The organism is Helicobacter sp. 13S00401-1 (genome assembly GCF_002272925.1).
Taxonomy (GTDB): domain Bacteria; phylum Campylobacterota; class Campylobacteria; order Campylobacterales; family Helicobacteraceae; genus Helicobacter_I.
The window spans coordinates 22,291-34,561 of record NZ_MLAR01000005.1; the positions used below are offsets into that span (position 1 = coordinate 22,291).

8 protein-coding genes are annotated in these 12,271 nt (G+C 33.5%); 6 read left to right on the top strand and 2 right to left on the bottom strand.

The annotated features are described in order from the left end of the window. Window positions 1-134: 134 nt before the first annotated feature. From BKH43_RS03915 to BKH43_RS03925, 3 genes are read left to right on the top strand one after another with little or no spacing between them, the layout of a single operon-like run. Window positions 135-1,058, top strand: coding sequence for an ABC transporter substrate-binding protein (locus BKH43_RS03915; protein WP_095228787.1), 924 nt, complete (start codon window positions 135-137; stop codon window positions 1,056-1,058). Further along, entirely contained in the window at window positions 1,055-1,789 is a 735-nt protein-coding gene (locus BKH43_RS03920) for an ABC transporter permease (RefSeq protein ID WP_095228789.1), read from the top strand. Before BKH43_RS03915 ends, BKH43_RS03920 begins: the two co-directional genes overlap by 4 nt. Further along, a complete protein-coding gene (locus BKH43_RS03925) occupies window positions 1,786-2,547 on the top strand; it encodes an ABC transporter ATP-binding protein (protein WP_095228791.1) in 762 nt (253 codons plus the stop codon). Before BKH43_RS03920 ends, BKH43_RS03925 begins: the two co-directional genes overlap by 4 nt. Before the next feature lie 7 nt (window positions 2,548-2,554). On the opposite strand, the gene BKH43_RS03930 is transcribed toward BKH43_RS03925, so the two are convergent. Then, window positions 2,555-3,883, bottom strand: a complete 1,329-nt coding sequence (locus tag BKH43_RS03930; protein WP_095228793.1) for a signal recognition particle receptor subunit alpha — start codon at window positions 3,881-3,883, stop codon at window positions 2,555-2,557. Between the two features lie 126 nt (window positions 3,884-4,009). Between BKH43_RS03930 and BKH43_RS03935 the strand changes: the two genes are divergently transcribed. Together BKH43_RS03935 and purH are read left to right on the top strand one after the other, a co-directional pair. Continuing rightward, entirely contained in the window at window positions 4,010-4,432 is a 423-nt protein-coding gene (locus BKH43_RS03935) for a Fur family transcriptional regulator (protein ID WP_095228795.1), read from the top strand. A gap of 40 nt (window positions 4,433-4,472) precedes the next feature. Next, window positions 4,473-6,011, top strand: a complete 1,539-nt coding sequence (gene purH, locus BKH43_RS03940) for a bifunctional phosphoribosylaminoimidazolecarboxamide formyltransferase/IMP cyclohydrolase (RefSeq protein WP_095228797.1) — start codon at window positions 4,473-4,475, stop codon at window positions 6,009-6,011. Between the two features lie 99 nt (window positions 6,012-6,110). On the opposite strand, the gene BKH43_RS03945 is transcribed toward purH, so the two are convergent. Then, window positions 6,111-10,778: an AAA domain-containing protein gene (locus tag BKH43_RS03945; RefSeq protein WP_172402303.1), complete on the bottom strand. Its 4,668-nt coding sequence runs from the start codon at window positions 10,776-10,778 to the stop codon at window positions 6,111-6,113. A gap of 183 nt (window positions 10,779-10,961) precedes the next feature. Here BKH43_RS03945 and BKH43_RS03950 point away from each other — a divergent pair, with 183 nt between their 5' ends. Beyond that, entirely contained in the window at window positions 10,962-12,155 is a 1,194-nt protein-coding gene (locus BKH43_RS03950) for a glycerate kinase (protein ID WP_095228800.1), read from the top strand. Window positions 12,156-12,271 lie beyond the last annotated feature (116 nt).

Below are 12,271 nucleotides of genomic sequence, written 5' to 3' on the forward strand. Positions count from 1 at the left end.
GATTCTAAGTGGGACTTATATTATCTAGATCTTCTAGAAAAGTGCTTCTATTTTTTCATAAATTTAAAAACACATATTGTAAATATAATTTTATGTTATATTTTCATCCTATATTAAAAACCAAAAGAAGATAGATGAACAACAGACGAGATATTTTAAAGTTAGCCTTAAGCCTACCTTTAATAAGCCCTTTACTTGCTACCTCAAAAAGCAGCACTATTTCAGTGAATGGCTTAAAAAAAGGCTTAAAGTTTGGCTTTTTACCTATAGCAGATCACTTACTTATCTCCGCACAAGGCTACTTTACTAACCCAGGCTACAACCTAGTGCCTATAAAGTTTAGTGCTTGGAGTGATTTAGCAGAAGCCTTTAAGGCTAAGGCCATAGATCTAGCTTTTATCTTAGCACCCATAGCTTTAGAGCTTCGCGCACAAAAAACGCCTATAAAGGCTTTAGCAAGGGCGCATAGTGATGGATCATCTTTAAATGTAAGATTAGATTCTAAGATAAGCAACTTTAGTGAGTTAAAAGGCGCTAGGATAGCAGTACCTTCACGTTTTTCATCCCAGTACTTTTTATTAGATAGGATTTTGCACTCTCAAGGTCTTAGTCTAAAAGATATAAAGCCTATAGATATGTCGCCTCCTGAGATGCAAGCAGCCCTTTTTCATAAAAGCATAGATGCTTTTATCGTTGCTGAGCCTTTTGGCGTTATAAGTAATCTTAGAGGCATTTCAAGAACTCTAGTCTATAGTAAGGATGTTTACCCAAACCATAGCTGCTGTTTGCTTTGTGCTAGGAGTGAGATATTAGATAGCACACTTTTAGAATCTTTAAAAGTAGCGCTTTTAAAAGCTAGGATGCATCTTTTGCCAAACAAGATAGGACAAAAAGATTCTATTATAAATCTAGTGCTTGATAAGCATTTAACACGCTTTGATGACTTAGCATTAAAGAAGGAGCATTTAGTAGAGCTTAAAGACTTTATAGTTAGAGAAAAGCTTTCTCGCAATATTAAGAACTTAAATATAGATGACTTTATGGAGGATATCATATGAAGATAAGGCTATTAAGCATACTAGTTATTATCATTTTTGGAGGCATATGGCAGGCCTTTAGTAGTGATATCATACCAAGCCCTTGGCAGGTAGCTATATTTTTAAAAGATTCTATATTAGATGGGAGCTTGCTTAATAATATAGAATCTAGTCTTATACGCTATGTTATAGGCTTTGTGGTAGGTAGCCTTATAGCTATAATCTTAGCTTTTATCATCTCTAGTTCTAAGACGCTAAGCAAAGCACTAGACCCACTTATACAAATCCTTCGTCCTATATCACCTATAGCATGGTTTCCTATCATAGTTATAGTCTTTGGTATAGGTGACTTGCCTACTATTTTTATCATAGCCTATGCCATCTTCTTCCCTATGTTGCTACTTACCTTAACTAGCATTTATCAGATAGATAAGATCTATTATGATGCTAGTAAGAATTTTGGTGCTAGTGTAGTTAGCCGTTTCATAAATGTGACTTTACCAGGAAGTTTTATAGGTATATCAAGTGCTTTAAAAATGAGTGCCTCTTTAGCTTGGATAAACCTAGTAGTAGGTGAGATGGTAGGTGCTCAAAGTGGTCTAGGCTATATGATAATAGATCAAAGAAACCTACTTCAAACTGATGGGATAATAGCTGCTATGGTGGTTATAGGTCTTATAGGCTACTGCTTACATCTTATTTTTGAAAAAGTAGAGAGGGTTATAAAGATAAGGCTAGGAGCTGTGGTTTGATAGAGATAACTAATCTTAAAAAAAGCTATAACAAGCATTTAATTTTAGATTCCATAAATTTGCATATTAAAAAAGGTGAGTTTATAACTTTGCTAGGTGAAAGTGGTTGTGGTAAGACTACACTTTTAAATATTATCTGTGGTTTTACTGGCTTTAGCTCTGGAAGCATACGTATAGATGAAGCCTTTTATAATAAGCCTAACAAAGAAGGAGAGATCTTTACTCCTATAGCAAAAGATAGGATAAAGATCTTTCAAGACTATGCACTTTTGCCTTGGAAAAGTGCTTTAGATAATGTAGTTTTTGCCTTAAAGGCTAACAACTTCCCTAATCCTACTAAAACTGCTTTAGAGTACTTAGAGATAGTTGGGTTAAAAGATCATGTTAAAAAGTTCCCGCGTGAGTTAAGCGGTGGACAAGCCCAAAGAGTTAGTATAGCTAGGGCTTTGGCACTAAGTCCTAAGATCTTACTTTTAGATGAGCCCTTTTCAGCTTTGGATAATTTTATAAGAGTTAACTTGCAAGTATTTTTACAAAAGATGGTACAAAAAACAGCTATGACTGCTATTTTTGTAACTCACGATATACAAGAGGCTATAACCTTGGGGGATAAGATAGTAGTTATGAGTGGGGGGCATATAGATAGCATTATAGAAAATAAGATTAAGCCTGCAAGGGATACTAAAGACTTTATAGACTTAAAGCATAGAATTGAAAGTTTACTTCAAGGCGGTAAGTCTATGTTTTATGATATTTAAGATTTTTCTATCTTTTTTGTGCCTTCATCTGACCTAGCATGGACATAAAGTCAGATGCGCCTTTTTTGCCACTAAACTGCTTAGCCATCTTTGCTGCCATGTCAAACTGCTTTAAAGCCCTATTTATATCGCTTACTTCTAGGCCACTTCCTTTAGCTATGCGTTTTCTCCTTGAGCCATTTAGTATGCTAGGATCAAGGCGTTCTTTTTTAGTCATAGAGTTCACCATGCATTTTATGTTTTTTATCTCTTCACTGTTATCAAAGTCCATGTTTTTTAACCCACTTGCCACATTCCCAAGTCCAGGTATCATGCCCATGATAGAACTCATAGAGCCAATTTTCTTGACATTTTCTATCTGAGCTATAAAGTCTTCAATAGTAAAGTTTCCTTTTTTAATCTTTTTTTGTATATCTTTTACTTCTTTATCACTCATAACTGAAGCGGTTTTTTCAGCCAAAGTTTGTATATCTCCAGCGCCCATAAGACGAGAGATTATCCTATCTGGTAAGAAGACTTCTAAGTCTGGGAGTTTTTCACCAACCCCTATGAAGCGTAAAGGAACTCCTATCTGATAGGCAATTGAAAGGGCTATCCCACCTTTGCTATCACTATCAAACTTAGTTAAGATAACACCAGTTATGCCAACTTTTTGATTAAAAGTATCAGCACTCCTTACGCCATCTTGCCCACTTAAAGAATCTGCTACATAAAAGATATCATGAGGTTTAACTAGCTTTTTTATAGAATCTAACTCATCCATCAAAGCTTCATCAATGGCTAACCTTCCAGCGGTATCAAAGATTAAAACATCATAGTTTTTACCTAACTTTAAAGCCTCTTTTGCTACTTCTAAAGGCTTTTTACTTTCACTATTAAAAACATCTACTTCTATGCTTTCTCCTAGTGTTTTTAGCTGGGTAACTGCTGCTAGTCTTTGTAAGTCACAAGGCACTAAAAGTACTTTTTTGTTTTTACCTTTTAGATAGAGGGCAAGTTTGGCTGAAGTTGTAGTTTTACCACTTCCTTGAAGCCCTGTCATTAAAACGCAAGTTGGTGGCACACTAGAGTAAGAAAAACCGTAGTTTAGATTAGTCTTAAGTATAGATTCTAGACTTAGTGATAGGGCTTTTAAAAAGTTCTCTTTACCTATAGGATTAGTTTTAAAATAGTCTTTAGTCTGAGATAATATCTCTTTAGTGGTCTTATGATAAACGTCATTTTTAAGTAGAGTTTTCTTTAGCTCATCAAGGGCCTTGTCTAAGGCTTTAGAATCATCACTAAAACGTATCTTGTTTAAGACTGTTCTAAAACCGCTTCCTAGGGTGTCAAACATACTCAGTCCTTTACTAATTGTAGTTGTAATTTTTAATTATAACTTAAGCAAATACTAAAAACATAAGTTTAGGATAAAATAAAGTCTAAGTTTATAACTACCTATTTTTTTCTCAAGGTTTCAATGATGACTAAAATAACAAACTATGAAAACGAATTAAAAACTAAAAACTTAAAAGTTACGCCGCAAAGAGTAGCCATACTAAAAGAGATAGAAAGTAGTGGTCATATATCCATAGAGGACATATATGATAGGATTAAAAAAACTTACCCCTCAATCTCGCTTGCTACGGTTTATAAAAACATCAACACCATGCAAGATGCCCACATCTTAAGAAGCGTCAAAGCCCCTTCACAAAAACAAAAGTTTGAGCTTTGTGATGATAAGCACGTACATGTATCTTGTCAAAAGTGCGGAAGGCTTGAAGATGTAAGGCTAGATATGAGTGAAGTTATGAAAACATGTGCTAATGAAACAGGTTATGACATCTATGATGTAAGTACTATTTTTATAGGTATATGCCCTGAGTGTAAAAAAGAACTACCTTAAATTCTAACCTTTAAACCTACATCTAATATAAAGGAAGATTATGAAGTATGCACTTTTAAGTGTAAGCGATAAAACAGGCATCACAGAGTTTGCAAAAGGGCTAGTAGCTAAAGGCTTTAAGATTCTGAGCACTGGTGGCACAAGAAAGGCTTTAAATGCTTCAAATATAGAATCTATAGAAGTTTCTAACTTCACTAAAAGCCCAGAGATTTTTGATGGAAGGGTTAAAACACTGCATCCAAACATCGCTGGAGGTATACTTTATAGAAGAGATAATGAAAAAGATTTAAAAGTTGCAAGCGAGCTTGATATCAAAGATATAGCCTTAGTTTGCGTTAATCTTTACCCCTTTAAAGCCACTACCAAAAAAACTACTGATTTAAATGAGATTATAGAAAACATAGATATAGGCGGGCCTAGTCTCTTGCGCGCTGGAGCTAAAAACTATAAGCACGTTTATGTAGTTTGTGATTTTAAAGACTACTCTAAAGTTTTAGAAGCACTTAGCAAGGATGAAAAAGAGCAAGCTAGTCTAAGATCTAAGCTTATGTTAAAGGCTTTTACTCACACTGCAGATTATGACTGCGCTATAGCTTCATTCATGCAAGGGCAGTTTGGAAGTGAAGACTTACCAGAAACTTTACTTTTAAGTGCAACTAAGGCTTATGACCTAAACTACGGAGAGAATCCTCATCAAAAAGCAGCCCTCTATACTCAAGAAGTGTCAAATGACTTTGCAAGCTCTTTAAAAGCCCTAAAAGGCAACCCAAGTTTTAATAACATAGGCGATATAAACGCTGCTTTAAAGATAGCTTCTTACTTTTTAGATTCTAAAATCGCTGTAATCATTAAGCATGCTAATCCTTGTGGGGTAAGCTTAAAAAACACTCACCTAGAAAGCTTTAAAGAGGCTTTAAAGTGTGATAGTATAAGTGCTTATGGAGGAGTTTTGGCAATAAATGGCGAGCTTAGTTTAGACCTAGCTAAAGAGATTAATAAAGGCTATATGGAAGTTATAGTTGCTAAAAGTTTTTCACAAGAGGCCTTAGATCTTTTTAACACTAAAAAACGTATCAAACTTTTTACCTATGACTTTAAACTCCCTACTCCAAGACTAGATATTAGAATCTTACAAGGAGGCGTGTTAGTTCAAGAGGCTGATTATATAAAAGATAGCGAGATAGAAGATGCTAGATTAGTTAGCAAGACCTCTTTACCAAAGTCGCGCTTTTTAGATCTAAAACTAGCCTATGTCATAGCTGGTCTTACTAAGTCTAACTCTATAGCTTATGTTAAAGATGCCTCTTTGGTCGCCATAGGTATGGGGAACACTAGCCGCGTAGATGCCGCATTTAACGCAGTTAAAAAAGCAAGCGATATGGGACTAGATATAAAAGGAAGCGTTATGGCAAGTGAGGCGTTTTTGCCTTTTAAAGATTCTGTAGAGATAGCAAGCAAAAATGGCGTAGTAGCTATAGTACAACCTGGTGGCAGCATAAGGGATGAAGAAGTTATAGAATGTGCTAATGCTAATAACATAGCCCTTTACTTCACAGGAGTAAGACACTTTTTGCATTAAGGTTTATATAACCAGATCTTATTAGAGTAAGATTTTGGTTATTATAGTTTTTATAATACGTAAATACGAACTCCTATTTTTATATTTAGTAATAAAAATTTATCCTGCTTTATCTTCCATCTTTTTTTCCTTCCATTCCCCCAAAATCTTTTTTGCTCTAATTTTTATATCTTCAATGATATTATTCGACTCGATATTTTCATCTATTAAAGGACTTTTTGTTTGTTCGGGATAGATTCCATATTCTCTTAACTCGCTTATTACTCTTTCTACAGCCTTTTCTTTATCGAGATAGTATTCACTTCCTCTTAGACGTATAAATTTAAACTTTGTCACTCTTTCTATAATGCTTTGTCTTTCCATGTCTTGCAATATTTGCTCTTCCCCGCTGTGATACTCTTCTCCATCGCATTCTATAGCAACTTTTTTGTTTTCAAAACACGCGACCATATCTATCCTATAGGCCCCAACTTTAAATTGCTGCACAACATTAAAGCCTTTTTCCACAAGAGATAAACAAACCTCTTTTTCAAACACAGAATCTGACTTCTTTTTGATTTGTTCTATTTTTTTAGAATAATTGTTTGGATTTTGAACGTGCTCAATTAAATGTCTTCTTATATCATCCTCTTTCAAATCTTTGATTGGATCTAATGAGTGGATTAACCATAATTGATCTTTAGCCCTACTTACAGCAACGTTGTAGCGTTGTTTGTCCTCTTTTGTGTCATAGCGTATTATTCTAAGTTGTTTATCTTTATCTTTTTCTCTACTATGCACCATTGATAAAAATATAACATCTCTTTCATCTCCTTGAAAGTTAGAAGGTTCCCCAAAAGAAACCTTATGCTTTTCTAGCTGTAAATCATCTTCTACCATGTCTAGTAGAATTGTTTTGATGTGTTCTGATTGTGAGTTTCCAAGTAAAGATATAACTCCAAAGGTAGAGTTCTTATATTCTTTTCTTTCCATGCAAGCTGCTATTAAGCTGGCTATGGCTTCAGCCTCAACTGTGTTTAATTTTTCATTTTCCCTATATCCATCAACTCTGTGCTCTATTACTGATGGTTGTAATTTTGAACTGCTTACATCTCTTAGAGGTAGTATCTCTCCATTATAAGACAAGGTGTTGCTAAAATTAATAATATCTGGAACACACCTAAAATGCTCTCTTAATGTCAATGTTCTAAATGCAATTTTGGCTAGATCGTATAGTGATGTACTTGCTTCATAAAAAAGGGAATTGTCAATCTTTCCTTCCAAATGTGTTTTGATAAGGTTGTTTACTTCACCCATATTTCTTCTCATAGCACTTGGACTTACTTGTTCATCATCTCCAACTATTATTATTTTTTTTGCAAGGTATACTATAGCAAGAGAGGTGATATCTGCTTGACTTGCTTCATCTACTATGACAATATCAAATTTATCTCCATTCATAGAGAACATTTCTAATGCCTTAGACATCGGCATAATCCATGCTGGTATAGCCTTTTGGCACTTAAGCATTTTTCTTTTTAGTTCATTTAAATATTTTGAATTATTTTTGCTACCACCTTTTCCAATCTTTTTAACAGTTGCAGCAAAAGCGTTTAAAGCTGTTCGTATTTCCATATCTTTTTCTATAGCATTAGCTAAGAAAAACCAGGCTTTATATTCGCAAAGTTCTGATGTTTGCTTTTTAAGTTCAGCTTCTAGTGTGATGACATCTTTTTGTAGTTGCTCATAAGGTTGTGAATGCAAGTTTTTAATTATGTTTTTAAACTGTTTTAACTTCCAAGCTTCATTTATATTAACAGGAATATAGCCTTCTCCATATATACCAACTCTATTTCTAATAGATTCTTCCCATTTAGGTGCGTATGGTTTTAGTTTATTAAGTAAGTAGTCTCGCTTTTGCTTTAGGGTAGTTTTATTGTATATGATACAAATCTCATCAAATGTTTTTTTATATTTTTCTATATCTAGCTTGTCTATTGCATCTGCTAAGTCCTTATAAAACTTTGATCTTATCCCATCTTCTTTTAATACTTCAATCTTGCAAAGTTGCATTTTTTGCTTTATTAAGATGATTTCATGACAAGACTTAAGCAACTGCAAATATCTTGGCAAGATATTTATGGAGAAATCTAAAATTTTTTTTATCGCAACTACTTCAGAATCTAACTCTTCGCTTTTTATGGTTTCTTCTAGGATAAAACCAATATCTTTTAGATGCTTTTCAAACTCCATATAATCTTTTTCATGCCAAGCTAAATATTTCTCTATAGTGGGTATAAATTTTTGTGCACGATTTTCTGGTTCTTCATCTAGCTCAAAAAACTTCTTTGCTCCATGAAGACCTATTAAGTTGTCCCATTGCCTAGCCACATCTAACCTTTTTTTATTAAGCTTGATTGTATTTATAGCAAGAAGACAGTCTTTTGGGCTTTCTATTCCAGCACCATTTATCCTAACTTTTTCTTTTATAGTTTTTAAGTCACTATTAAAAAAAGTATTAATAATGCTTAGCTTACCTTTTTGCTCTACTATAGATTTCATTTTTTCTAGTGAAGCTAAGATTTTTTGTTCTTGATTTTTATCAAATGTAGAAATTTTCTGATTATTTTGATAGAAATCTACATTCTTCCCAATTCTATCTTTTGCAAAGGATGCAGAAAACTCATATGTATGACTTATAAGCTCTATTAATTCCATCCAACCTTGCTTATATCCACCACCTTTTTTGCCATCTGCTGCAATATATACCATCCAGTCATCAAATTTATTAAACTTCACCATAAAGTCTTGCAGTTTTTCAATGTTTTTTATATTTGCATTAGCAATAAGAGGCACATAACTTCCATCTATCCTTCTTATTTTTATAGATATTGCATCTTGTGTATCTTCTACAAGTAGTTCTATTTTTGATGAAGTTAGAAACTCTTGTATTTGAGAAATCTTTTCTTCCTCTTTACAGACTAAATTTACAAGGCCTTCAAAATCACTGGTATTTATAAAATTACTGGGATTATTTAGGTTTAAATTTAGCTCACACTCTTCAGCTTTAGATATTTCAGTATTGCTTTTATACAATACTTCAAGCTCTTCATTTGTCATAGGAAGCAAGGAGGATTCTTTTATAGTGCCAGGAATATATGATAGTTTATCTTTGTTTTCAGATATAAATTTAGCAATCTCAACCGGAGAGTAGCCATTTCCATTATAAGAAATTGACTTGTATTCTTCATTCATAAGCTGAAAGATTTTATGTCTTATTTTGTTTAAATTAGAGGTTGTTTCTTTGCGTATTTCTTCTGCATTTTTTATCTCTTTATCAATTCTGTCTAGATTACTGCTCTCTAAATATTGATTGATTTGTTTTATTGACTTAATCATATCAGCATTACCATCATCCAAAGCAGATATACATAAAGGCTGTAAATTATTTGGAATTTTTTCTTTTAAAACTTTTAAAGCCTTCAAGGTAGAACTTGTAACTAAAACTCTTTTCCCTTGGGCCAAGAAGTGCCCCAATAAATTAGCAATAGTATGACTTTTGCCAGTTCCTGGAGGACCTTGAACTAATATAGCGTCATGGTTTTCTATCCTCTTTGCAATATGTAGTTGTTCTTTATTAGAGTCTTTAGAAAACAAGATTTCAACACACTCTCCACTAGTCTCAGATAACCTCTCATCTATAGATAGCTCCTTATGCTCTTCTTTGACGTAGGAATCTCTACTTCCAATTAATGTCTGCAGACAAGATGGAATCTCTCCGCCATGCTCTATATCTTTTATGATCTCTTCAATTGATTTTGACAAGCCATCATTTTTACTGCGAATATGAAATACTGGATTTATGATTATAAATATTTTGTCATCGCCCTCATTAGGAAGATCTTCATTAAAATTTATAAATCTCCCATTTGGCGATAATTTATTAATAAAAGATTTAAGAAAGCCATAAGTGTCCCCTACATCAAGGGGGTGATAAGTCTTTTCTTTAATATCATTTTCAGCTTTACTTATGGCAAGTTTATTTATATCATGTAAGTCATTAAATAAAGAAGCCTTAAATTCACATGGCGCATCTCCACCATAAATTCTTATAATGTTTTTTGTAGAGTCAAACTCTGTGTAAACTTTTGCTGACAGGATTGGATAGTTTATTTCTTTATTATCTAGACTTTTTATAAAACCATTGGAAACAACAAGCTCATATATGTCTGAATGATCGCTTAAAAGTATATGTAATTCATGTAGTTTCTTAAAAAGATGTCTAGTTTTTTCTATACTTTTTTGTTTTTCTTGCCAGAATCTTCTTTTTTTAATCCAATCATTATATAAAAAAACTCTTTTTTCAGAATCGTGAAATTGTTCATCCTTATCATGATTATTAAAGATATCATTTTTTAACTCAGTAATTTCTTTGATGCTTGCCTCATGTTTATATTTATCCCAATCATTATTTAGCCAACTTTGGATTTCTGCTGGAGGAGTTGGACATTTTTCAAACTCAGGCTTTTTTACTGCAAGAAATTCTTCCTTAGTATTCCAGTCCTCATTTTCATGCTCTTCATTATAATTTTTGTATGAAAATAATATATTTTCTTTGTCATCAGGGATATCTTTTATCCTACTATGGAATGTGGCCCAGCCATCACTTTTTTCTAAATCTACAACTTTTTTGATTCCCAAACTATGGAATTTAGAAAGAAATTGATATAAACATAATGCCGTGTCTTTGTAGGGTAGATTTTTATTTTCTTGTGACTGTGAGCTCAAACTACGTCCTTTGATTTCTATCAATTTTAACATAAACATATTCTATGACTAAAATGTCTTTCGGTTTCATAGGTTTGGTATGAAATAGTAAAACTTGGTAACAAAAAGTTATCTTTTATACAATTACTCTCTCCAATACGTACTAAAATACCATCAATTTTAATTATCAAAAAGGAGCTATCCATGAAAACTGTGATAATAGCAACGGATTCCTTTAAAGGTAGCCTTTCTAGTCTTGAAGCCACCAAGGCTATCATGCAAGGGCTTTTACAAAACTCAAAATTTAATGAGTATGACTTTGTGTTTTTACCTATAGCAGATGGGGGAGAAGGTAGTCTTGATGCTTTAGTTAAAAAAGAACAACAAAAAGATATAACAGTTAGTGGACCACTTAGCAAACTTGTAAAAGCTAGACTTGGCTTTATAGATAATAAAGTCAAAGAGTATGATGATAATGGTGATTTAGTAGAAAAAAAAGAAGAAGCTAAAGAAGGAGAAAAGGAAGAAAAGATAGCTGTTATAGAAAGTGCTGAGGCTTGTGGTCTTACTCTTTTAAAGAGTGAAGAAAAAAACCCTATGCTTACTACGACTTATGGTGTTGGAGAGATGATAGCTTACGCACTTAAAGAAGGGGCAACTTCTATACTTTTAACTATAGGTGGAACTGCTAGTAATGATGGAGGAGCTGGCATGCTTGCTGCCTTAGGTGCTAAGTTTTATGATAATGACGATAAAGAGTTTATCCCAACTGGTGGCACGCTAATAGACATAAAAAAGATAGATATTAGTAGTTTAAATCCCCTCCTTAAAACTACCAAGATCGAGATAGCTTGCGATGTTACTAATCCACTCTTAGGAAGCACTGGGGCAACTTATATCTTTTCTCCTCAAAAAGGTGCTACTAAAGAAATGCTTCCTCTTTTGGAATCTGGCATGGAACACTACGCACATAAACTAGCCATAACTGCTGGAGTAAATATCAAAGCTATAGATATAACTGGAAGTGGTGCTGGTGGAGGCCTACCTGCTTCTTTGCTTGCTTTTTGTAAAGCAGAGTTAAGATCTGGTATAGACTGCGTGCTTGATGCACTAAACTTTGATAGTTTGCTTAAAGACGCAAAGCTAATTATAACAGGAGAAGGCTGTTTAGATACTCAAAGTATAAATGGCAAAGCTGTATCTGGAGTGGCTAGGAGGGCTAAGGCTAAAGGCGTGCCAGTTGTTGTGTTAGCTGGGTCTCATAAGGAGTTAGAAGAGAGTGTTTTACGATCACTTGGCATAGTTGGTTTTAGTACCATTATAGATATAGCTAAAGATCAAAGTGATGCTATGGCTAATGCTGCTAAGTATCTAAGCGTGCTTGCTAAAAAACTTTAATATTTGTTTATAGAGGAGGGGGATAAGTAAAATTATTTTTACTTTATATTTGGTTTTTTAAAAAAAGTACCATAAAAGATATAGAAGCGCTTACTTTTTTTGGCTTATATATATTT

What these genes read in the sequence shown, in the direction of transcription:
- BKH43_RS03915 (WP_095228787.1), top strand. Translation starts at nt 135, where the DNA reads ATGAACAACAGACGAGATATTTTAAAGTTAGCCTTAAGCCTACCTTTA.
- BKH43_RS03920 (WP_095228789.1), top strand. Translation starts at nt 1,055, where the DNA reads ATGAAGATAAGGCTATTAAGCATACTAGTTATTATCATTTTTGGAGGC.
- BKH43_RS03930 (WP_095228793.1), bottom strand. Translation starts at nt 3,883, where the DNA reads ATGTTTGACACCCTAGGAAGCGGTTTTAGAACAGTCTTAAACAAGATA.
- BKH43_RS03935 (WP_095228795.1), top strand. Translation starts at nt 4,010, where the DNA reads ATGACTAAAATAACAAACTATGAAAACGAATTAAAAACTAAAAACTTA.
- purH (WP_095228797.1), top strand. Translation starts at nt 4,473, where the DNA reads ATGAAGTATGCACTTTTAAGTGTAAGCGATAAAACAGGCATCACAGAG.
- BKH43_RS03950 (WP_095228800.1), top strand. Translation starts at nt 10,962, where the DNA reads ATGAAAACTGTGATAATAGCAACGGATTCCTTTAAAGGTAGCCTTTCT.